This window comes from Bradyrhizobium sp. ISRA436 (assembly GCF_029910015.1).
Lineage (GTDB): Bacteria > Pseudomonadota > Alphaproteobacteria > Rhizobiales > Xanthobacteraceae > Bradyrhizobium.
On the sequence record NZ_CP094519.1, the window covers coordinates 5,344,356 to 5,364,546 of the forward strand.

Annotated in this window: 23 protein-coding genes; 7 read left to right on the top strand and 16 right to left on the bottom strand. The window is 63.5% G+C overall.

Features of this window, described 5'->3' with window-relative positions; translation table 11 throughout:
- Window positions 1-20: 20 nt before the first annotated feature.
- Window positions 21-203, bottom strand: a complete 183-nt coding sequence (locus MTX23_RS25170; RefSeq protein WP_280972880.1) for a hypothetical protein — start codon at window positions 201-203, stop codon at window positions 21-23.
- 25 nt (window positions 204-228) lie between these two features.
- Here MTX23_RS25170 and MTX23_RS25175 point away from each other — a divergent pair, with 25 nt between their 5' ends.
- On the top strand, window positions 229-414 hold the full coding sequence (locus MTX23_RS25175; protein WP_280972882.1) for a hypothetical protein: 186 nt from the start codon (window positions 229-231) through the stop codon (window positions 412-414).
- A gap of 114 nt (window positions 415-528) precedes the next feature.
- Here the strand turns inward: MTX23_RS25175 and MTX23_RS25180 are convergent, their stop codons facing one another.
- The 4 genes from MTX23_RS25180 to MTX23_RS25195 all read right to left on the bottom strand — a co-directional run bounded on the left by MTX23_RS25180 (window position 529) and on the right by MTX23_RS25195 (window position 4,302).
- Window positions 529-1,791 carry a CoA transferase gene (locus MTX23_RS25180; protein WP_280972883.1) on the bottom strand — a complete coding sequence of 421 codons (1,263 nt, stop codon included), beginning with the start codon at window positions 1,789-1,791 and terminating at the stop codon, window positions 529-531.
- A gap of 303 nt (window positions 1,792-2,094) precedes the next feature.
- Window positions 2,095-2,517 (bottom strand): GFA family protein, encoded by a 423-nt coding sequence (locus tag MTX23_RS25185; protein WP_280972885.1) that lies wholly within the window; start codon window positions 2,515-2,517, stop codon window positions 2,095-2,097.
- 462 nt (window positions 2,518-2,979) lie between these two features.
- A complete protein-coding gene (locus tag MTX23_RS25190; protein ID WP_280972887.1) occupies window positions 2,980-3,549 on the bottom strand; it encodes a DUF6456 domain-containing protein in 570 nt (189 codons plus the stop codon).
- Window positions 3,550-3,741: 192 nt separating this feature from the next.
- Window positions 3,742-4,302: a GcrA family cell cycle regulator gene (locus MTX23_RS25195; protein WP_280972888.1), complete on the bottom strand. Its 561-nt coding sequence runs from the start codon at window positions 4,300-4,302 to the stop codon at window positions 3,742-3,744.
- 127 nt (window positions 4,303-4,429) lie between these two features.
- Between MTX23_RS25195 and MTX23_RS25200 the strand changes: the two genes are divergently transcribed.
- The 3 genes from MTX23_RS25200 to MTX23_RS25210 all read left to right on the top strand — a co-directional run bounded on the left by MTX23_RS25200 (window position 4,430) and on the right by MTX23_RS25210 (window position 6,829).
- The gene (locus tag MTX23_RS25200) at window positions 4,430-5,068 is read left to right on the top strand and encodes a S24 family peptidase (RefSeq protein WP_280972889.1); all 639 of its coding nucleotides are present in this window, start codon (window positions 4,430-4,432) and stop codon (window positions 5,066-5,068) included.
- A 160-nt stretch (window positions 5,069-5,228) separates the two neighbouring features.
- Window positions 5,229-5,504: a hypothetical protein gene (locus tag MTX23_RS25205; RefSeq protein WP_280972890.1), complete on the top strand. Its 276-nt coding sequence runs from the start codon at window positions 5,229-5,231 to the stop codon at window positions 5,502-5,504.
- A 170-nt stretch (window positions 5,505-5,674) separates the two neighbouring features.
- A complete protein-coding gene (locus MTX23_RS25210; RefSeq protein WP_280972891.1) occupies window positions 5,675-6,829 on the top strand; it encodes an OpgC domain-containing protein in 1,155 nt (384 codons plus the stop codon).
- A gap of 15 nt (window positions 6,830-6,844) precedes the next feature.
- Here MTX23_RS25210 and MTX23_RS25215 read toward each other — a convergent pair whose 3' ends face one another.
- The 11 genes from MTX23_RS25215 to MTX23_RS25265 form a co-directional block, all read right to left on the bottom strand.
- Entirely contained in the window at window positions 6,845-8,077 is a 1,233-nt protein-coding gene (locus tag MTX23_RS25215) for an acetyl-CoA C-acetyltransferase (protein WP_280972893.1), read from the bottom strand.
- 153 nt (window positions 8,078-8,230) lie between these two features.
- A complete protein-coding gene (locus MTX23_RS25220; protein ID WP_280972894.1) occupies window positions 8,231-9,085 on the bottom strand; it encodes a CoA ester lyase in 855 nt (284 codons plus the stop codon).
- 3 nt (window positions 9,086-9,088) lie between these two features.
- The gene (locus MTX23_RS25225; protein ID WP_280972896.1) at window positions 9,089-9,544 is read right to left on the bottom strand and encodes a MaoC family dehydratase; all 456 of its coding nucleotides are present in this window, start codon (window positions 9,542-9,544) and stop codon (window positions 9,089-9,091) included.
- Window positions 9,545-10,321, bottom strand: a complete 777-nt coding sequence (locus MTX23_RS25230) for an enoyl-CoA hydratase/isomerase family protein (RefSeq protein WP_280972898.1) — start codon at window positions 10,319-10,321, stop codon at window positions 9,545-9,547.
- Between the two features lie 15 nt (window positions 10,322-10,336).
- Window positions 10,337-11,542: a CoA transferase gene (locus MTX23_RS25235; protein WP_280972900.1), complete on the bottom strand. Its 1,206-nt coding sequence runs from the start codon at window positions 11,540-11,542 to the stop codon at window positions 10,337-10,339.
- A gap of 27 nt (window positions 11,543-11,569) precedes the next feature.
- Complete coding sequence (locus tag MTX23_RS25240; protein WP_280972902.1) at window positions 11,570-12,286, bottom strand: ABC transporter ATP-binding protein; 717 nt, start codon at window positions 12,284-12,286, stop codon at window positions 11,570-11,572.
- On the bottom strand, window positions 12,283-13,041 hold the full coding sequence (locus tag MTX23_RS25245) for an ABC transporter ATP-binding protein (protein ID WP_280972904.1): 759 nt from the start codon (window positions 13,039-13,041) through the stop codon (window positions 12,283-12,285). Before MTX23_RS25245 ends, MTX23_RS25240 begins: the two co-directional genes overlap by 4 nt.
- A 2-nt stretch (window positions 13,042-13,043) precedes the next feature.
- Window positions 13,044-13,823: an SDR family oxidoreductase gene (locus MTX23_RS25250; RefSeq protein ID WP_280972906.1), complete on the bottom strand. Its 780-nt coding sequence runs from the start codon at window positions 13,821-13,823 to the stop codon at window positions 13,044-13,046.
- A complete protein-coding gene (locus MTX23_RS25255; RefSeq protein WP_280972908.1) occupies window positions 13,820-14,848 on the bottom strand; it encodes a branched-chain amino acid ABC transporter permease in 1,029 nt (342 codons plus the stop codon). The genes MTX23_RS25250 and MTX23_RS25255 overlap by 4 nt, the downstream gene beginning before the upstream one ends.
- Complete coding sequence (locus MTX23_RS25260) at window positions 14,845-15,747, bottom strand: branched-chain amino acid ABC transporter permease (protein ID WP_280972909.1); 903 nt, start codon at window positions 15,745-15,747, stop codon at window positions 14,845-14,847. Before MTX23_RS25260 ends, MTX23_RS25255 begins: the two co-directional genes overlap by 4 nt.
- A gap of 96 nt (window positions 15,748-15,843) precedes the next feature.
- Entirely contained in the window at window positions 15,844-17,103 is a 1,260-nt protein-coding gene (locus MTX23_RS25265; protein WP_280972910.1) for an ABC transporter substrate-binding protein, read from the bottom strand.
- A 170-nt stretch (window positions 17,104-17,273) separates the two neighbouring features.
- On the opposite strand from MTX23_RS25265, the gene MTX23_RS25270 reads away from it, so the two are divergent.
- The 3 genes from MTX23_RS25270 to MTX23_RS25280 are packed head-to-tail and all read left to right on the top strand — an operon-like array spanning window position 17,274 to window position 20,181.
- Window positions 17,274-18,770, top strand: coding sequence for an AMP-binding protein (locus MTX23_RS25270; RefSeq protein ID WP_280972911.1), 1,497 nt, complete (start codon window positions 17,274-17,276; stop codon window positions 18,768-18,770).
- Window positions 18,770-19,411 (top strand): TetR/AcrR family transcriptional regulator, encoded by a 642-nt coding sequence (locus tag MTX23_RS25275; protein WP_348637578.1) that lies wholly within the window; start codon window positions 18,770-18,772, stop codon window positions 19,409-19,411. Before MTX23_RS25270 ends, MTX23_RS25275 begins: the two co-directional genes overlap by 1 nt.
- Window positions 19,408-20,181, top strand: coding sequence for an SDR family NAD(P)-dependent oxidoreductase (locus MTX23_RS25280; protein ID WP_280972915.1), 774 nt, complete (start codon window positions 19,408-19,410; stop codon window positions 20,179-20,181). The genes MTX23_RS25275 and MTX23_RS25280 overlap by 4 nt, the downstream gene beginning before the upstream one ends.
- Window positions 20,182-20,191: the final 10 nt, after the last annotated feature.

The window sequence follows — 20,191 nt, forward strand, 5'->3', positions numbered from 1 at the left end:
TGCAGGGGGAATTGAAGCCCTCAAGACAATGAGGGATCGCCAGGCGGTTCAGCCGCCAAACGTTCGACCAGCTCGACGACCTCGCTACGCTGGTCGGGCGCAAGCCGAAGGAAGGCCTTCAACAGTCGCAGGCTTTCTACTGTTTCGCTCGATGGAGCTCCGAGCTTCTTCTGCAGCTCCGCAACATAAGTGGGATTTTTCATCTCGCACCGTAAGTGAGGATCACGAATGGCATACCCAGGTAAACGTGAAGGCTTGGCCCAGAAGGTCGAGACCGCAGCTCAGGAGGCCGAGCGCCTCGGCCTGACGACGGCAACCTTGATACTCCGGATGGCTCGCCTCGAAATCGACCGGGCGGAGCCTGAGGAGGTTGAAAGTATGCCAAGGAACAACCTGCGCAGCAAGCCGAACTGAGTATCGAAACGGACCGATTTCGGTGCCGCGCTATCAGCGCGCGCCAGTCGGCCCGTGTCGCGGGAACGATGTCGGCATGAGCTTGCGGGCGGGCGTCTTCTGCACGCCGGCGCGTCAATCGGTGTTCCCTAGCTTACCGAAGGCTTCTGCGTCAGCCAACGCCGCGATGCGCCGGTCGTCATAGCCAAGCGTCTTGCGCAGGACGTCCCTGGTATGTTGACCGAGCAACGGAGCGGCGACCGGGGCGACCGCCGGCGTCAGGCTCATGCCGACCGGTGACTCGATGTTTGGAACCGAACCGGCGGTTGGATGCGGGATCTTGCTGAGGCGATCGCGATCGCGCACCTCGGGTGCATTGAACCCCTCCTCGACCGTCCGCAGATAGCCGACCGGAATGTTGGCCTTCTTCATCTTCGCCATCCAGTTTTCCAGCGTATCGCTCGCAAACACGCTGGCAATGATGGCGCGCAGCTTCTCTCTGTTGGCGGTCCGGGCCTTGCGCTGAGCAAACTCCGGATCGGTGACGAGATCCGGGCGCTGGAGCACCTCGGTGACAAGCCGGCGATAGAGCCGGTCGTTGGCGCAGGCCATGTAGAGCGGCCCATCGGACGCCCGGTAGACGCCGACGGTCGGTGAACCGTTCGGAGAATTTCCGAAGCGGCCGGGATTGTTGCCATTGATCAGATAGGCCATGCCGTAGAAGCCGGTCATTGCCACCGCGGTGTCGATCAGGGCGACCTCGACCTGCTGACCACGACCGAGCCGATCGCGCGCGATCAGGGCGAGCAGAATGGCGTTACAGGCCGACATTCCCGTTGCCATGTCGACAATCGGCGGCCCGGTGCGAACCGGTTCGCCGTCCGGAAAGCCGTTGAGCGACATGAAACCGCTTTCGGCCTGCGTGATCGGGTCGAAGCCGGGGCGCAGCGCGAAATCGCCCTTGCGGCCATAGGCCGAGATCGAACAATAGATCAAGCGCGGGTTGGTTGGCGCCACCGAGGCATAGTCGAGACCGAATTTCTTCATCACGCCGCCGGAGAAATTCTCCACCACGACGTCGGCCTTGGCGATCAACTCGCGCGCCACCTCCAGCGCGGCTGGGTTGTTGAAATCGAGCGCAATGCCGCGCTTGTTGCGATTGAGGCTGAGGAATGCGGCACTCTCACCGCCGATTTCCGCGTGCTCGTAAGCGCGCGTGTCGTCGCCGCCGTCCGGGTTCTCGATCTTGATGACTTCGGCTCCGAAGTCAGCCAGCGTCTGCGTACAGGCGGGCCCGGCCACAACGCGCGTGAAGTCGACAACCAGCAGACCGTCAAGCGCCGTCGGGACGCCCTCTCCGCGCGGCGTGCGCTTTGGCAATTCTGGTCTGGCGGTCATGATCGGAGGTTTCCTCTGGTTATTTTGTCAGGCGAAATTCGATAGCCGCCACTGAAGGCGGCTTGACCGCCTTTTAGCGGAAGCGTGCTATCAGAACCAAATCCGGATTTTGCAGGGCGGGACCTTCGCCCGACATGGCTGTCGCCGGCCACGGGGCCGACGACCTTCGCTATCGTCGTGCTGGAAGGTCGTGGAAACCCGTCAGGGACCAGCTCGATCGGGCATCGGACGGCGACAAGGCGACACATCAATGCGTGGCGCCACGAGTCGCCACGCCGTTCTCGTTATCGGACGAGCGCCGAGCTATTCGGCGAGCATTTCGCCGGAGCCACCGAACTCGGCCGGAAAATCCTTCAGCTTCGGCAGACCGTCGCGTATCGGCAGCACCGCCTCGGCATAATTGACATGAACGCCGGGCGTGAATTTGAGCGTCGGGATCGTGGCGCTGAAAACGTCGACGAGCCCAAGCGTCGGATGGCTCGTCATCAGGTGACCACCGCATTTGCTGCAATACTTGCGCTGGCTCATCGGGGTTTTCTCGAACGTCGCGATATGATCAGCCCCCTTTGTGACCTCAACCGCCTGAGGCTTCCAAAGGCTGAACGCATTCACCGGACCGCCGGACCAGGAGCGGCACGAGCGACAGTGGCAGTAGCCCATGGCTTCCGGCTCCCCGGTGACCTGCAGTTCGACGGCGCCGCAAAAGCAATTTCCAGTGTGCTTCATCAGTCAGTTCTCCTTGGGTGATCACGTCAATCTTCCCGCCGGGCACCAGACACATCCTGCAGTCCCTGAGATATTGTTTTGAGCAGAGAGACGCTGGAGAGGATTCAGGCGGTAGCCGCAAACTCCGGTTCTTCGACGCGCCAGACGGTTGCCTGCACGGCGCTGATGCTCCAACAATCCGTGGGCCATGACGTACGCTCGACTGCAAACAGGACCATCGGCACAGGCGAGAACGTTACATGAGAGTCCGATCCGCTGTCGACCGCCTTCGACACAACCAAGCCGTACGCGTCAGCTCATTGGGAAATGTGAGGTACGGCACAATGCCGTGCTCGAATGTGATGAACCCTACGTTCGGTTCCCTGACAAGGCAGAGCCACTCCGCCTGACGACCTCTGCCGGGAGCTTTTGCCGCGCCGGACACGGCACGGCAATCGATGTGCGAGCTCATCGCCCCCGGCTTCAAAGACGTTGCGCTGGCCCCCGATGCGACGTGGCAAAGCCATAGATCAATGCCAGCCGATCCAGGCATTCCTTGAGGCGTCGTGCGAAATAGTCCTGCCAACGCTGGGTACGCAGCCCTCTCCTCTGCCCAACCTGCTCCATCGTCATGCCGAGGATCAGAACTTCGTGGACCAGCATCGAACCGTCGGCCCCGAGTTCGTGCTCGGCACGCTGCAGCCGCAGGACCGCCTGACGCTGGCCTTCCGTGATCGGCTCGCGACGTTGGCCGCCATCGACATATTCGCGCGTCGTATCGACCGCGCGCGGCCCGCGCTCGGCCTTTTCCCAATCGCCCTGGAAGGCGCGGCCTCCCCGATATTGCGAATCGTCGATCTGGCGGTGCGCATGCAGCCGGCCGAGCGGATCGTTGCGGATCGAGCGCAGCGCGACAATCTTTTCGCCGTGTTGAAGCGCAAATGGATCGTCGACTTCGACCGTCGCCACATCGGCATTGTAGGGCAGATCCTGGGATCGGCGGTCGTGCCCGCTCGCAGGATCGTACGGTTTCCGGCGTTTGGCTCGCGGCATTAATGATTCTCCGTAGTGTCTGATGAAGGGCGCGCGGACAGTTCCGCGCGGTAGTGATCGCGGACCGAAATCAGTCGGTCAGAGGTGAACTGCCCGCGATCGTGATCGCGGATCGAAATCCGGCGGTCAGGGGGTGCACTGCCCGCGATCGTGATCGCGGACCGAAATCCGGCGGTCAGGAGGTGCAATGCCTCAGGTCGCTCCGACAACGCGGAGCCACGCGGCGCTCAAGACCGGCTCCGCCGACAGCTCGGGATCGCGGCTTAGGTGGAAATGCGGCGTGCAATAGCTCGAGCCCGGCCGACGCGGGTGGCCACAAAAGGTGATCGGCTCGTCGTCACGGTCCCCGCCATAGGGATATCGGCAGTCCCCGCGTTCAAGTTCGACCAGCGAAAGATGGCGCGGCGTGATCTCGACACAACGAAGCTTCGGCGCCTCCCCTTCTCCCGAGAAGGGTTTCGGCCAGCGAACCATGTCGGCCATCGCCTCCCGGCGAACCTCGCGTGACACTTCGATGCGCGGCAGCACCGGAACGGTGGACTCGGGTCGACCGACCCGATTCGGCAACGATGGTTCAAGCCGCTCAAGACCTCCGAGCCCCATCCGCTGGCCCCGGCTCAGGGCCGCATTTCGCGTGTAGGCCGTGTGGAACCTTTCATTGATCGCGTCGGCAATCTCCGAATAGGACATGCCGCGGGCACGAAGATCCCGCAGCGCCGCCGAATGCTCCGGCAGCCAGTTCGTCATTTCCATTCCAAATTCCCATTTCTGTCATTCCGCCGGCGCCGTCACGGTTTTCCGATATTCAGAAGAAAAAGTCAAGCTTGATTTCTGATTATCGTAACTGTATGAAGATGCAGAGATTCGGAAAGGATGAGCCATGCTGGACGTGAAAATGATCGAACGGGGACTGGAGAGGACGGGCAAGTCCAAGGGCGGTCTTGCCCGCGCAATGGGCGTTCGGGCCGGCGCGGTGTCCGAAATTCTCTCGGGAATACGGCTGATCAAGGCGGCGGAGATCCCCCTGATCGTCGAGTATCTCGAGCTGAACTCGGTGCCGATCATGGGGCGGATCGGCGCCGGAGCCTCGATCGAGCCGGATTACGAGCAGGTACCACCCGAAGGTCTCGGCGAGGTCGAACTTCCGTTTCCCCTCGCGGAGGAGACCATCGCGTTCGAGGTATCGGGCGATTCCATGCTGCCGAAATACGAGAACGGCGACGTCATCGTGGTCTATCGCGAGCAGCGGCATCCGCTGTCGAGTTTCTATGGAGAAGAGGCCGCGGTCCGGCTGAAGACCGGCGAGCGCTATCTCAAGACGGTCGAGCGCGGTAACTCATCCGGGGTTGTCAACCTGACCAGCTTCAATGCCAAGCCGATCAACGGCGTCAGGCTCGAATGGATCGGCGAGATCTGCGTTACCTTGCCGCGCGGCCAGATCGCAAGGATGCGGGGCAAGACCGCATCGAAGGGCCGCAAGGCTGCCCGGACATCCGGCGGACGCTCTTCCGAGAAGTAGGAGGGACCTGCCCGGGGACGGCCCGGCCGATTCGGCGCGAGGCCCAGACCAGGGCGGCCTCGTCAACGACGCCCTAATTCTGATTATCAGAATTCATCTTGACTTCGTTCGGATCATCGGAAATAATGCCCGATGACAGTCAAGGCATCGAACTTCGAACATGCAGTATTTCGTCGTGATGATCGACTATGGCCGTCGCGGTCGCGAGGCCATCGTCGATCCCGAAATGACACGACGCGAGGTGGTCGCGCGGGTCGCATCGGGAGAGTACGCGAATATCAGCTTCATCCATGAGGTCGCGGCGTCCTCGGTCGAGGACGTCACGGACGACATCCTCGCCGAGGCCGCCCTCCCCGAGGTCGGCTTGACCGAGGCAGATTTGCAAGCCAATACCTTCGATCATGCTCGCGACCTGCACAAGCACGAGCCGGTCTGACATCGTATCATTCACGTGACAATTTCGAGAACGTGATTTTCTTCGCGTTCGGCTACTTGGCCGGAACTGAATGCAGACTAGATATCGTTCACGCAAAATCTATTCGGACTGCGCGGAGCTTCCCGCTAGGGTAGCGATTTGATTCTCGGGCCGGTAGACATCTGCTTTCAATGAATCCGACAACAAACGCCGAGATCGCGGCACGCAATAGCGATCTCAGGATTGCGCTGCTGCTTGGCATCGCCAACTGGTTTCTGTTCCTGGACCACATCCCTCACAACGCAGTCAGCATGCTGACCCTGCGCAACTTCGGCTTTAGTGGCGCGACCGACCTGTTCGCCTTCGTGGGCGGGTACGCTGCGACCCTGATCTATGCCGGGATGGCCCGGGAACGCGGGTTCCTGGTGGCCGCAACCCGCATCTTCAAGCGCGTGTGGCAACTCTATGCGGCGTACATCGTATTGTTCGTGATTTATGTCGAATTGATCAGCTATGCAGCCAGCCGGACGGCAGCCCCCGAGATCATCAGCGAATTCAACATCACCGGATTTATCGATCACCCGATCCGGACTCTGATCTACGGCCTGTTCTTGCAGGCCAAGCCGCTCAATCTCGATGTCCTGCAACTCGTCATCGCCTTGATGGCATCCCTGCCTATCATTCTGTTCGGGTTGCTTCGCTTGCCGAACGTGACGCTCGCCGCGTCGGCGGCACTCTATGCGGCCGCACATACGCTTGACTGGAATCTGGCAGCGTATCCGGACGGTCGCTGGTACTTCAATCCGTTCTGTTGGCAGTTCCTGTTCGTGATGGGAGGCTGGTTCGCCCTCATAAGCAAGCGCTACGCGCACGTCATCCGCGCAATGCAGGCCGTGCCCGCGTTGCGTGCCGCGGCGCTGCTGTATCTCCTGTTCGCGCTGACCATCGTCGCCAGCGGCAATATCCCGATACTCGCTGAGATGATTCCCGGCTCGTTCGTCGGTGTATTCCTGCCAGACGACAAGGAAAGCGTTGAGCCGTACCGTATCCTGCACTTCCTGACGCTGGCATTCCTGTTCACCTCGTTGGTCCCGCGTGGATGGACACATCTGCGGTCCTTCATCCTGCAGCCCATTATCAAGTGCGGCGAGGAATGGCTGGCCGTGTTTTGTTCGGGCGTGTTCCTCTCCTTTGCCGCGCACTTCGTCCTGATCACCGGCCCGAACGCGCTGGCGATGCAGGTCGTCGTCAGCGTCGCCGGCATCGCGGCCATGATTGGAGTGGCCTACTACGTCTCGTGGTCGAAGCATCAGGACTACAAGTCGGCAGTCGGCGCACCGTCCTGATCGGTCTGAACCGGCTCAGACGCGCTCGATGATGATCGCCGGGGCCATGCCGCCGGCAGCACACATCGTAACCAAGCCGCGCTTGAGGTCGCGACGCTCGAGCTCGTCGAGTACCGTCCCGATCAGGATCGAGCCGGTCGCGCCGATCGGGTGGCCGAGCGCGATCGAGCCGCCATTGACGTTGACCTTGTCGCGGTCGAGCTTGAGGTCGCGGATGTATTTCTCGGCGACCACGGCAAACGCCTCGTTGATCTCGAACAGATCGATGTCGTCGAGCGTCAGGCCGGCCTTGGCCAGCACCTTGCGGGTGGCCGGCACCGGCGCGTTGAGCATCAAGGTCGGCGAGTCCCCCATATTGGCCGTCGCGACCACGCGCGCACGCGGCTTCAGACCATGCTTGCGGGCATAGTCCGGCGACGCCAGCAAGATCGCCGCAGAGCCGTCCACCACACCCGAGGAATTTCCCGCGTGGTGGACAAAGTTGATGTCGAGATCCGGATATTTCTCCAGGATCAGCTTCCGATAGGTCGTGCCCTTGTCGTCGAGCACGTAGTCGGCAATGGCGGGGAAGGCCGGTTTCAGTCCGGCGAGGCCCTCCATCGTCGTCTGCGGCCGCGGATACTCCTCGCGGTCGAGCGCCAATGCGCCATCCTCGCGACGGACCGGAACCAGGCTTTTGTCGAAATGCCCGCCCTTGATCGCCGCAGCCGCGCGCTTCTGGCTCTCGAGACCAAGCGCGTCGACGTCCTGCCGGGTGATCCCTTCCATGGTCGCAATGGCATCGGCGCAGACGCCCTGGTGCGATTGCGGGTGGCGGGCGCGCAGGCGAAGGTTGCCGTTGTCCATCATGAACGGCCCCTCGCCGCGGCGGCCTTCCATCGACATCATTTCCGTGCCGCCGGCGATCACGAGGTCCTCGGAGCCTGCCATGATGGCATTGGCAGCCATGCTGACGCTGGTGATGCCGGAGCCGCAGAAGCGATCGAGCGTCACGCCGCTGGCGCGCACGTCATAGCCGGCATCGAGCGCCGACATCCGGCCGAGGTCGCCGCTCTGCGGACCGCGCTGCGAACTGGTGCCCCAGATGATGTCGTCGACGTCGGCCGTGTTGATACCCGTCCTGTCGGCCAGCGCGCGCAGCACCGTGGCGCCGAGCTGCTGCGGATGGATGCCTGAGAGCGCGCCCTTGCCGGCCTTACCGATGCCTCGCGGGGTCCTGCATGCATCGATGATCAGCGCGTCAGCCATGGTGATTTCCTCTCGGCAATATTGGTTTGAGGCATTTGCCGCCGATCCGGGATCAAAGTCAATTCGCGGCGGCGGGCACGCGAGGCAGGGCTCGCGGAGGCGGAGATCGCCGCCCTCGTCCAGGGCGGCGCACTGATCGAGCCTGATCGCTGACTATTTTCCGCGCGACGCCAGGATTTTCTCGGCGGCACGAAGATGCGGCTTGTCCAACATCTTGCCGTCCATCTTGACGACACCGGACGGGTTACCGGCGAACGCGGCAATCACTCGCTTCGACCATTCGACCTCCTCGTCCGTCGGCATGAACGCCGCGTTGACGATGTCGACATGCTTGGGATGGATCACGACCTTGGCCAGGAAGCCGTCCTGCCGCGCGGCGATCGCCTCGGCCTTCAGCGCGTCGAGATCGTTGATGTCGGTGGCGATCGTGTCGATGGCAACGACGCCGGCTGCCGCCGCGCCAATCAGGCAGAGGTCGCGGGCCAGGATGAAGGGCGAATGATAGCGGCCGTCGGTGCGGTTGCGCGACGCACCGAGTGAGGCCGCAAGGTCTTCCGCGCCCCACATCATGCCCCATAGCCGCGGGCTCATGTTCTCGAAGTCGAGAATCTTGAGGACCGCCCGCGCCGTCTCGGTCGCAACCGTCACGATCCGCGTGGTTCCCTGCTCGATGCCGGAGGCCGCCTCGAACGCATCGAGATACAGCGCGAGCTTGTTGACGTCGGCGGCACCAGCGCATTTCGGCAGCACGATGCCATCAGGCTTTCCTGGCATCACGGCCGCCAGGTCGCCGAGCGTCATATCCGTGTCGAGCGCGTTGACGCGGATGTAGAGCTTCTGGCCCGGATTGCGCTCGTCGAGCATCTTTCGAGTGATGCCGCGCGCCATCACCTTCTGGTCCGGCGCGATGGAATCCTCGAGGTCGAGAATCAATGCATCGGCCCCGGTCTTCTTCGCGCTCTCATATTTCCGGGTGCTGTCGCCGGGAACGAACAGAAACGATCGCATCGCTTAAGCCTTCGGTTTGCAATGCATCAGGCCGGTGCGACGGCAGCTCGCCACCACCTCGCCGCGCTGATTGGTCATGGTGTGCTCGAACTCGACCAGCCCCTGGTTCGGCCGCGACTTGCTGGCGCGCTTGCCGATGATCTTGGTGTGTGCCTTCAGCGTGTCGCCGTGAAAGACGGGTTTGGGAAACTTGACGTCGGTCATGCCGAGATTGCCGACCGTGGTTCCCAGCGTCGTGTCGTACACGCTCATGCCGATCATGATGCCGAGCGTGTAGAGGCTGTTGAACAGCCGCTGCCCAAACTCGGTCTTCTCGGAGAAATGCGCATCGAGGTGCAACGGCTGCGGGTTCATGGTCAGCAGGCTGAACATGGTGTTGTCCATCTCCGTCACGGTCCGGCTGAACTCGTGATGGAACTCCTGCCCGACCTCGAACTCTTCGAAATACAATCCGGCCATTTACCGTCCCTTGTAGTTGGGCGTCCGCTTCTCGACGAACGCATTCAGTCCTTCCTGACAATCCTCGGTCGACGCGACGACGACGAAGCTTTCCGCCATGTTCTCGATCGACCGGCGGAAATCCGCATCGACCGCGCGCATGAAGGCGTCACGGCCGATCTTCATCACGATCGGCGACTTCGTCGCAAACTTGCGCGCGATCTCGCGGGCGCGATCGAGCGCCGTGCCTTTCGGCACGACTTCGCTGAGCAGGCCCATGCGATAGGCGGTGGCTGCTTCGAAGGGCTCGCCAAGGAACAACGGGGCGAACGCCTGGTGCTTCCCCACCAACCTCGGCAGCTGCACGAAATGGATCGCCGGGATCAGCCCGACATCGATCTCGGGGTAGCCGAAGGTTGAGGCATCGCCCGCGACGATCATGTCACAGGAGATCGCGATCGTCATGCCGCCGGCGCGCACGGCGCCATCGACGGCCGCGATCGTCGGCTTGCCCATGCGGTACTGTGTATCGTTCAGCGCGAAGTAGAGACGCTCCAGGAATGTCTTGGTCTCAATCGCGGGTTTGCCCCTGACGATGTCGAGGTCGAGGCCGGCGCAAAACACCTTGTGGGCGCTGCCGATGATGACAGCGCGGACCGTCTCGTCATCGCGCGCCTTGGCCAGCGCGGCCAGCAGCGCGTCGATCAAGGGCAGGCTGAGTGCGTTGACCGGCCCGCGGTCCAGCATGATTTCGGCGATGTGGTCGTTGACCGAGTAACGTACGAGATCTGTGCTCATGACTTTTTGCTTTCGTTATCGCTTGGCCTGCCGCACGGCGCCTGATAGCAGCAGCCGGTCGATCTCGGCAGGCGCAAAGCCCGCCTCGACCAGCACCGCACGGCTGTCCTGGCCGACATCCGGCGCGGGACAAAGCCGGTCCTCGGACAGGCTTGCGATGCCCGGCGTCCGCGGCGTGTAGACCGGGCCGACGCCCGGCGTATCCTGGCAGACCGACGCCTTGGTCGCCTCGACATGGGCGTTGCGCAGCCATTCGCCCGGATCGAGAATCCGCTCGGCGATGATATCGGCCGCATGCAACCGCGTCAGCCAGGCGTCCGTCGGCTGGGTCAGGAGGACCTCGCGCAGCTGCGGGATCAGCGCGTCGGCGGCATCGGCGCGCCGGGCGAAATCGGCAAAGCGCGGATCGCTGGCAAGATCCTCGCGGCCGACTGCGGCGCACAGGCGCTTGTATTGCGGCTCGTTCACCAGCGTCACCATCATCCAGCCGTCCTGCGTCTGGTAGGTGCCGGCCGGCACATTGAGCGCACGCGGCGCGCCGCCCTCGAGGATGAACTCGGCCACCTTGTGGCCGAGCAGCGCCGCTGTCGACTGGCAGAGATTGACGTCGATCCAGCGGCCGGTGCCGACGGTCGCGCGCGCGAACAGCGTGGTCGCGATGGCCTGGAAAGCATAGACGCCGGTGACGACGTCGGAGATGGTGGTGCCGACCCGATGCGGCACCCCATCGGTCCCGACATTGACCGAAACCAGCCCCGAGAAAGCCTGCGCGACCGAATCCGAGCCAGGCCGCTTGGAATACGGCCCGCTCTGCCCAAAGCCGCTGACCGACAGATAGACCAAGCCGGGATTATCCTGCGACAGGCTCTCATAGCCAAGCCCGAGCCGTTCGGCGACGCCAGGCCGGAAGCCCTCGATCAGAACGTCGGCTTCCTTCGCCAGGCGCTGGGCGATCGCAATGCCGTCCTTGTGCTTCATGTCGAGACAGAGGCTGCGCTTGCCGCGGTTATAGACGGCCGACAGCGCGGTGTGATTGCCATAGGTGGTCCCGAGATAGCGCGACCAGTCGCCCTCGGGCGGCTCCACCTTGATGACGTCCGCGCCATAGGCCCCGAGCAGCATCGCACTGTAGGGCGACGCGATGCCCTGCCCAAAATCAAGCACCTTTAGACCCCGATACGGCGCCTCATGCGTCGGCGTCAGCTTGCGTTCGCCCGCCATTTATCCTCCCACAGCTCGCGAAGGGCCTTACAGCGCGAGATAGCGCTGCCGAATATCGTCGTTGGCCTTGAGCTCTTCGATGGAGGATGTGTAGACGATCTGGCCCTTGTCGATAACCGTCGCGTGGCTCGCAAGGCCAAGGCAAAAATGCATGTTCTGCTCGGCGATCAATACCGTGGCACCAGTGCCGCGGAGCTGCCGCAACAGGTCGCCGATTCGCTGCACGATGATCGGCGCCAGCCCCTCGCTCGGCTCGTCCAGCAACAGGAGCACCGGATTGCCCATCAGCGTGCGAGCGATCGCCAGCATCTGCTGCTCACCGCCGGACAGCCGGCCGGCGATCCGGTGCCGCAGCGGCTCCAGCAGCGGAAACACATCATAGACGCGACGGATCGACCATTCGTCCTCGCCGTTCGGGCCCTTCTTCTGGCCGATGACGAGGTTGTCCTCGACCGTATGCTCGGGAAAGATCTGGCGGTCTTCCGGCACGAAGCCGAGCCCGGCCCGCGCGATGTGATGCGGCTTCATCCCCGACACCACATTGCCGCGCAAGGTCACCTTGCCGCGGTGCGCGGGCGCCAGTCCCATGATCGCCTTCATGGTCGTCGACTTGCCAGCGCCGTTGCGTCCCAACAGCGCCATGGTCTCGCCCTGCCGCACCGACAGGCCGACGCCGAACAGGATCTGGCTGGTGCCGTAGTAGACGTCGAGGTCCTCGACCTGCACCACCGGCTGCGCGCTCATGTGACGGCTCCCGCATGGTCTTCGCTGCCGAGATAGGCCTCAATCACAGCATCGTTCCGGCGGATCGCGTCCGGCGTGCCGGTCGCCAGAATCCGGCCGTAGCACAGCACGACGATCTCGGGTGCGATCTTGAACACGATGTCCATATCGTGCTCGATGAACACGACCGTGATCTTCTGCTTCTCCCAGAGCTCGCGCACCTTGTCGATCATGCGCCAGCGCTCTTCGGGGCCCATGCCTGCGGTCGGCTCGTCAAGCAGCAGCACCTTCGGCTCGAGCACCAGCGCGAGCGCGATATCGAGCAGCTTCTGGTCGCCGTGCGACAGCGTGGCGGCGGTTCTGTTGCGCTTGTTGACGAGGCCGAGCAGCTCCATGGCATGCTCGGCGCGGTCCCGCGTCTCGGCCAAAGGAAAGCGGCGATGCATCACGCCGGCCCGGCGCTGGTCGGCGCAGACCGCGGCCAGCATCGTCTCCTCCACCGTCAGCGACGGGAAGATGCTCGCAACCTGAAAGGCGCGGCCGATGCCGTGACGCACGATCTCGGGCGGCGCCTTGCCCGCCATGTCGACGCCGTTGAGCAGGATCTGGCCGGCATCCGGCCTCAGCGCGCCTGTGATCAGGTTGAAGAACGTGCTCTTGCCGGCGCCGTTCGGACCGATCACGGCGGTGAGCGACCCGTCGGCAAAGTCGAGCGAGACGTTGTCGGTTGCCTTGACGCCGCCAAACGATTTCGAGAGGGAGCGGATCTCCAGCATGGTCAGCCGTTCGCCTCCCGCAAGCCGCCATAGGTGCTCCACGAGGTGGCGGCGAGCCAGCCGCAATCGACCGGAACGTTGGCCCCGGTCATGGCCGACGCGGCACTCGATGCCAGGAATGCGACCACACGGCCGATCTCCGCAGGATCGACCAGACGACGCAGGGCCGCATTGGCCGCCAGGGCGGAAACGTCCCGCTCCGCGCGCTCAATCGCGTTCTTCAGCGCCGGCGTCAGCGTGTAGCCAGGTGACACCGCGTTGACGCGGATTCCAGACGGCCCCCACTCGGCCGCCAAACATTCCGTGATGGCGATCACGGCGGCCTTGGCGGGCGCATAGGCGTGCAATGGCATCGACCGCATGCCGGCGATCGAGGCGATGTTGACGATGCTGCCGCGCTTGCGCGCGATCATCTGCCGCGCGAAGGCAACGCAGGCGACGTAAGTGCCGCGCTGGTCGACGCGCACGACATCGTCCCACGATGTCATCGGTAGCTCGTGCGGCCGAACCGGCACCTGGATGATCCCGGCGCTGTTGACAAGCACTTCCACCGGACCGCAGTCCCGCTCGACCGCGGCGGCACAGGCCTCGACGCTGCGCTCGTCCGCGACATCGGCGGCAAACGCCTTGCCGCCGGCCTCGGCCGCAACCATCTGCGCCTTGGCTAGGTCACGGTCGACGACCGCCACCAGATCGCCTGACGCTGCAAGCTCACGGACGCACGCGGCGCCAATGCCGCTCGCGCCGCCGGTGACCACGCTGACCCGTCCCTTTGTCGTCATGGCGCGCGCTCCGAGGTTTCACTGCGACGATGGACGTACCATTCGACGACGAAGTCCATCAGCCCCCTCCGCAGGCCGATAGCAAAGAACAGGATCACGATGCCCAATACGATGCCGTGATATTCGGTCAGGCGGGTGACGGTGTCGTTGAGGATCAGCAGCAGCACGGTGCCGACCATCGGCCCAAGGAACGTGGTGACGCCGCCGAGCATGTTGATGAAGATGCCCTCGCCCGAGATCGTCCAGTAAGCAAATTCGGGATAGGCGCCGGAAACGAACAGCGCCATGATCATGCCGCCGGTCGACGCGAACAGCGCCGCAATCACGAAGATCACCAGCTTCGCGCGCCAGACATTGATTCCGATGAAGCTCGCGCGCGTCGGGTTGTCGCGGATCATGCGCAGCGTATAACCGAATGGCGACTGCGCGATCTGGCGCATCAGCAGCAGGCCGATCACGAGCAACGCACAGCTCGCGATGTAGAGATGCAGGGGGTGCGACAGATCGATGCCGAGGAATGGCGGTCGCGGAATGCCGCCGCGCAGGCCCTGATCGCCACCGGTCAGCGATTGCCACGACAGGATGGTCGAATGGATCAGCATCTGGAACGCCAGTGTGACGAAGGCGAAATAGATCTCCTTCAGCCGCACGCAGATCGCGCCGATCACGGCGGCAACGACCAACGTCATCGCCAGAGTTGCAACAAAGGCCACCGGGATCGACACGCCGGTCTTCTGCATCATCAGGCCGAAGCCATAGGCGCCCAGGCCGAAGAACATGCCATGGCCGAACGAAATCATCCCGGTGTAGCCGACCAGCAGGTTGAGCGAGGTCGCAAACAGTCCATAGGCCGCGCAGCGGATCACAAAGTCGAGCAGTTGCTTGCTGCCGAAGAGCATCGGCAGCAGCGCCAGCACGACGAAGGCCGCGAGCGCGATCAGGATATCGCGAAAGCGTTGTGGTCTGGCATCGATGCGGGGCACCTTGACGACCCGAGCGCCCTCACTGGCCTGCAATTCGGTCATGCGGCCTCCTTGCCGAACAGGCCGGTTGGGCGCGACACCAGCACGATCACCATGAAGAGATACATCAGCCCTTCGGTGAACAGCGGAAAGCCGAGCGATCCGAATGAGCGGATCAGGCCGATCAGGAGTGCCCCGAGTAGCGCGCCCAGGATCGAGCCCATGCCGCCGATCACGGTGACGATGAAGGACTCTATCAGTACCGAGAACCCCATGCCCGGCGTCAACGAACGCACGGGCGCTGCCAGCGCGCCAGCCAACCCCGCCAGCATGCCTCCGAGCGCGAACACACCGCCATAGATCAATCCGGTGTTGATGCCGAGTGCGGACACCATTCCCGGATTATGTGCCGCGGCGCGGATCACCTTGCCGATCCTGGTGCGCGCCAGCCCGAGCCCAAGAACCACGGCAGCAGCCAGCGCGACGCCGATCAGCAGCAGATAATATGGCGGCACCACGCCACCGGCGATGAACAGCGGCGCGACCTGGAATGCGGCCGGCATGCCCATCGATTTGAATTCCGGCCCCCAGATCATGCGGACGACGTCATCGAAGATCAGCACGAAGGCATAGCAAACCAGCAGCTGCATCAGGACGTCGGCACCGTAGACCCGGCTCATGAAGGCGCGCTCGAAGATCAGGCCGAGGATCGCCGTGCCCGCAGCACCGCACAGCATCGCCAGCGCAAAGCTGCCCGTGAGCTGGTAGGCGGTCATCGCGAAATAGGCGCCGAACATGTAGAAGGCGCCGTGGCTGAAATTGACCACCTTGAGCACACCGAAGATCAGGGTGAGCCCGACGGCGACGAGAAACAGCAGCATGCCGATGATCAGGCCGCTGGTGGTTTGAGTCACCAGGCAAGCGGGACTGGCGAAACAACTGGCGAGCGCGTCGAGGTCCACGGGAAGTCATCCATTACGGCGGCCGCAACGCCGGCGCGCGACAAGCATCTGATGGCCGGCGGAGACAGCCCATCGCTGTCCCGCCTGGCATGCGGATCAGGTGTAACCCTTGCTCTTCTTCCACTCGGCCTCGAGTTCGAAGATGGTCTTCCAGTCACCGGCCTTCACGTCAGGCACGTAAGGCTCCTGCGGAATCGTGGTGCCCCACCCGATCGCATAGCCGACCAGCGTATGGTCGTCGGCGCGCATGGTGACTGTGCCATCGGCACCGAACGGACATTTGATGGTCAGTCCGGTCAGTGCTTCCGCGACCTTCTTGCCGTCCGTCGAATTCGCCTTCTTGACGGCCTCGTTGAGGAACATGACCGCCGTTGCGTTCTGCCAGGACCAGTTGGTCGGATACTCGTTGTACTTCGCCTTGTAGGCGTCGCCCCAGGCCGCATTCTCCGGTGTCGGCGGGAACGTCTTGATGTAGCGGTCGCCGGAGTGGATGCCCTTGGGCAGGTTCTTCACCACGGTGAGCGCGGTGTAGTCGGCCATATTGACCGCGAACACCTCCATCTGGGCGAACATGGCATAGATGTTGGCCTGGTCGATGTAAGAGGTGAGATCGCCGCCCCACAGGCAGGAATAGAGCGCCTGCGGCTTGGCTTGCAGGATCTTCGTGATCACGTCGGTGTAGTCGGGCTGGAACAGCTTTGGCCAGGATTCGCTGATGACCTCGACATCGGGCGCGAACTTCTTAAGATACAGCACGAACTCGCCGGTGGTGTCGCGGCCATAGGCATAGTCGGGCGAACAGGTCGCCCACTTCTTCAGCCCCTTGGCCTTTGCGATCGATGCCGCATAGCTGCCGCCGACGATCGAGTCGTGAATGCCCTGGCGGACGCAACGGAATGCATTCGGGATGTGCTGCTTGGGGTCGGCCGTCAGCGACGAGGCCTCCGAGCAGGTGTGGATGCAGAGCACGCCGAGATCGCGCGCCACCTCGTGAACTGCAAACGAGCCCGACGACGCCTCGCCATCGAGCAGCATCTCGCAGCCATCGGTGTTGACGAGCTCGCGCGCGATGCGGGCGGCTTCCTGCGGCTGCCCCTTGGAATCGCGGATCACCATCTCGATTGGCCGGCCGGCAAGGCCGCCGGCCGCATTGACCTTCTCCACTTCCAGCAGCACCGCGTTGCGCGAGGAGGTTCCGAGCTGTGCCACCCGACCCGACAGGATGGTCGGCATGCCGATCTTGATCGTCTTGGCCTGTGCGCGCGCCACCCATGGCGCAGCCAAGGTCGCCGCACCGGCGCCCATCAGCGCGAGAGTCGCACGCCGGCTGACGCCCGGTTTACGCGTTCTCTTCATTCTCCCCTCCCTGTCGGGTTCGCGTTCCCAAATCCCTGTTGGAGATCGTTCCGTCTCCGTGTCCACGATGTTTTCAGAGCAAGGGGGGTGACGTCAAGCCAAATATGAATTACGAGTCATAGTTCATTCAGGGAAAAAACCGGCCGGCAACCGGCCTCGTCGAGCGGCGAATGATCAATCTTTCCAGCTTCATCGCCTTTCATGCCAAGCGGACGCCGGATCGCTGTGCGCTGAAATATCGCGGCGAAGATATCTCCTATGCGAGCTTCGACCTGCGGATCAGGCTGGTCGGCGGCTGGCTGGCCGCACGCAGCATCGGTGCCGGCGATGTCGTCGCCGTGCTGATGAAGAACAGCGCCGCCTTTCTCGAACTGGTGTTTGCGACAAGCCACATCGGCGCGGTGTTCCTGCCGATCAACTATCGCCTGTCGGCCGACGAAGTCGGCTACATCGTCGGCAATTCCGGCGCGCGCCTCCTGATCGCGGACGAGGAGCTTGCGGCGATCGCGGCGGGCGGCGTGCCCGTGGTGCTGCTCGACGAAGTCACGCAATCCAGCATCACCAGCCTTGCGCCCGACATCGCGCCGGCGCCGATGCATGTGTGCCAACCGCGCGACCTGATGCGGCTGATGTACACGTCAGGCACCACCGATCGCCCCAAGGGGGTGATGCTCACCTATGAGAACATCTACTGGAAATCCGCCGACCAGACGCTGGTGCTCGGATTGAATGCGGACACGCGCCTGCTCGTTGTCGGTCCGCTCTATCACGTCGGCGCGCTCGACCTGCCCGGCATCGCCGTGCTCTGGCACGGCGGCATGCTGTGCATCCATCGGGCGTTCGAGCCCGAACCGGCGCTCGCCGCGATCGAGCGAGAGCAGCTGAATGCCGCGTGGTTCGCGCCTGTCATGACCACGGCCCTGCTCACCTGCCCGAACCGCGAGCGCTACGACGTCTCAAGCCTGCAATGGGCGATCGGCGGCGGCGAGAAGACGCCGGAGGTGCGGATCCGCGCCTTCTCGGAGTATTTCAGGAACGCACGCTACATCGACGCCTACGGCCTCACCGAGAGCTGCGGCGGCGACACGTTCATGGAGCCGGGGCGCGAGATCGAGAAAATCGGCTCGACCGGCCGTGCTATCGCCCATGTCGAGATCGAAATCCGCGACGACGCCGGCAAGCGTGTGGCCGCTGGTCAGAACGGCGAGATCTGCCTGCGCGGTCCGAAGGTCACCCAAGGCTACTGGAAGGACCCGGAGAAGACGGCGTCCGCGTTCTTCGGCGATTGGTTCCGGACCGGCGATATCGGCTATCTCGACGAAGACGGCTTCCTTTTTCTCACCGACCGCAAGAAGGACATGATCATTTCGGGCGGCGAGAACATCGCCTCTTCCGAGGTCGAGCGCGTCATCTACGAAATGCCTGAGGTGCGCGAGGTCGCCGTGGTCGGCCTCCCCGACGAGCGCTGGGGCGAAAAGCCGGTTGCCGTCGTGGTGCTGGCAGACGACGCAAGGCTCGACCTGCTCGCTCTTACTGACTACTGCCGCATCCGGCTCGCGGGCTTCAAGGTGCCGAAGCAATTGATCATTCGCGACAGCCTGCCGCGCAACCCATCCGGCAAGGTGCTCAAGCGCGTTCTCCGCGCCGAACTCGAGGCCATCGCATGATGCAAGCCACATCCGCCAAGGTAACAAAGCTCAACCGGGTCGAGCGCAACGCCTGGACCAAGCAGAAGATCTTCGACGCCGCAACCAAGGTCGTCGGCAAATACGGCTACGCCGAAGCCTCCGTCGCCCGCATCACCGAAGCCGCCGGTGTCGCGCAAGGCACCTTCTATAATCATTTCGAGAACCGCCAGGAGCTGCTCGACCAGTTGCTGCCGAAAATCGGCCTCGACATGGTGCGCTTCATCCGGGCACGCACCGGGACTGCAGACGCCGCGCGGCAGGAGATCGAGCGCTTTGGCGCATTCTTCGATTTCATCCGCGAGGTGCCGGAGTTCCTGCGCATCCTCAACGAGGCCGAGTTCTTCGCGCCGATCGGCTATCAGAAGCACTTCGACAACATCTCGAGCGCTTATGTGCGGATCCTCCAGCGTGCACGGGCTGCGGGAGCCACCAACACGTTCAGCGATGAGGAGTTCGAGGCCATCGTTCAGGTGTTGATGGGTGCGCGGGGCTATCTCAGCCGCCGCTACTCGTATTCCGAACGAGGCGTCACCGCGGTGCCCGATTACGTCATCTCCGCCTACCAGAAGCTGGTGACGCGCGGCCTGTTCGCCACCAGCGGCAAGGAACGAAAGTCATGAGCGCTGACGGCACCATCCTCGTCACCGGCGGCAGCCGTGGCATCGGCGCGGCGACGGCGACGCTGCTTGCCGATCAGGGCCATCGCGTCGTCATCGTCGATGTCGCACCTGAACCGCTGGTCGGAACCACGGCCATCCTTTGGCCGGCGCCGTTCGACGTTGCGAGTGAAAGTGCCGTCGTCGCCGGCGTCGCCGATATCGAGAAGGCGCATGGTCCGATCACCGGCCTCGTCAACGCCGCCGGCGTGTTCGGCAAGATGCATTCGATCGAGCGGGTGCGGATGGAACAGTGGGACCGCGAGGTCAATATCGACCTGCGCGGCACTTTTTTGGTCGCGCGCAGCGTCGGCGTCGGGATGGCGAAGCGGCGACACGGTGCGATCGTCAACGTCGCCTCGGTCGCCGGCATGACCTCGGGCCCGATCCATGCCTATACGGCGGCGAAGGCCGGCGTCATCCAGATCACACAGACACTCGCCGCCGAATGGGGCCGCGTCGGCGTCCGCGTCAACGCGGTGTCGCCCGGCTTCACTCGCACCGCGGCGCTCGAGGCCGGCATCGCATCGGGCGCCCTGAACAAGGACATGCTCGCGCGCCCGACCGCCATGAACCGGCTGATCGAGCCGATGGAAGTGGCGCAGGCGATCGCCTGGCTGTTGTCGCCCCTGAGCAGCGGCGTCACCGGCATCAACCTGCCGGTCGACGCCGGCTACATCGCGGGCACCACCTGGGCGGCCTATGGCGGCCTGCCGGACGCGCCGGTCAGCTAGGAACAACAAC

What these genes read in the sequence shown, in the direction of transcription:
- MTX23_RS25170 (WP_280972880.1), bottom strand. Translation starts at nt 203, where the DNA reads ATGAAAAATCCCACTTATGTTGCGGAGCTGCAGAAGAAGCTCGGAGCT.
- MTX23_RS25175 (WP_280972882.1), top strand. Translation starts at nt 229, where the DNA reads ATGGCATACCCAGGTAAACGTGAAGGCTTGGCCCAGAAGGTCGAGACC.
- MTX23_RS25180 (WP_280972883.1), bottom strand. Translation starts at nt 1,791, where the DNA reads ATGACCGCCAGACCAGAATTGCCAAAGCGCACGCCGCGCGGAGAGGGC.
- MTX23_RS25185 (WP_280972885.1), bottom strand. Translation starts at nt 2,517, where the DNA reads ATGAAGCACACTGGAAATTGCTTTTGCGGCGCCGTCGAACTGCAGGTC.
- MTX23_RS25190 (WP_280972887.1), bottom strand. Translation starts at nt 3,549, where the DNA reads ATGCCGCGAGCCAAACGCCGGAAACCGTACGATCCTGCGAGCGGGCAC.
- MTX23_RS25195 (WP_280972888.1), bottom strand. Translation starts at nt 4,302, where the DNA reads ATGGAAATGACGAACTGGCTGCCGGAGCATTCGGCGGCGCTGCGGGAT.
- MTX23_RS25200 (WP_280972889.1), top strand. Translation starts at nt 4,430, where the DNA reads ATGCTGGACGTGAAAATGATCGAACGGGGACTGGAGAGGACGGGCAAG.
- MTX23_RS25205 (WP_280972890.1), top strand. Translation starts at nt 5,229, where the DNA reads ATGCAGTATTTCGTCGTGATGATCGACTATGGCCGTCGCGGTCGCGAG.
- MTX23_RS25210 (WP_280972891.1), top strand. Translation starts at nt 5,675, where the DNA reads ATGAATCCGACAACAAACGCCGAGATCGCGGCACGCAATAGCGATCTC.
- MTX23_RS25215 (WP_280972893.1), bottom strand. Translation starts at nt 8,077, where the DNA reads ATGGCTGACGCGCTGATCATCGATGCATGCAGGACCCCGCGAGGCATC.
- MTX23_RS25220 (WP_280972894.1), bottom strand. Translation starts at nt 9,085, where the DNA reads ATGCGATCGTTTCTGTTCGTTCCCGGCGACAGCACCCGGAAATATGAG.
- MTX23_RS25225 (WP_280972896.1), bottom strand. Translation starts at nt 9,544, where the DNA reads ATGGCCGGATTGTATTTCGAAGAGTTCGAGGTCGGGCAGGAGTTCCAT.
- MTX23_RS25230 (WP_280972898.1), bottom strand. Translation starts at nt 10,321, where the DNA reads ATGAGCACAGATCTCGTACGTTACTCGGTCAACGACCACATCGCCGAA.
- MTX23_RS25235 (WP_280972900.1), bottom strand. Translation starts at nt 11,542, where the DNA reads ATGGCGGGCGAACGCAAGCTGACGCCGACGCATGAGGCGCCGTATCGG.
- MTX23_RS25240 (WP_280972902.1), bottom strand. Translation starts at nt 12,286, where the DNA reads ATGAGCGCGCAGCCGGTGGTGCAGGTCGAGGACCTCGACGTCTACTAC.
- MTX23_RS25245 (WP_280972904.1), bottom strand. Translation starts at nt 13,041, where the DNA reads ATGCTGGAGATCCGCTCCCTCTCGAAATCGTTTGGCGGCGTCAAGGCA.
- MTX23_RS25250 (WP_280972906.1), bottom strand. Translation starts at nt 13,823, where the DNA reads ATGACGACAAAGGGACGGGTCAGCGTGGTCACCGGCGGCGCGAGCGGC.
- MTX23_RS25255 (WP_280972908.1), bottom strand. Translation starts at nt 14,848, where the DNA reads ATGACCGAATTGCAGGCCAGTGAGGGCGCTCGGGTCGTCAAGGTGCCC.
- MTX23_RS25265 (WP_280972910.1), bottom strand. Translation starts at nt 17,103, where the DNA reads ATGAAGAGAACGCGTAAACCGGGCGTCAGCCGGCGTGCGACTCTCGCG.
- MTX23_RS25270 (WP_280972911.1), top strand. Translation starts at nt 17,274, where the DNA reads ATGATCAATCTTTCCAGCTTCATCGCCTTTCATGCCAAGCGGACGCCG.
- MTX23_RS25275 (WP_348637578.1), top strand. Translation starts at nt 18,770, where the DNA reads ATGCAAGCCACATCCGCCAAGGTAACAAAGCTCAACCGGGTCGAGCGC.
- MTX23_RS25280 (WP_280972915.1), top strand. Translation starts at nt 19,408, where the DNA reads ATGAGCGCTGACGGCACCATCCTCGTCACCGGCGGCAGCCGTGGCATC.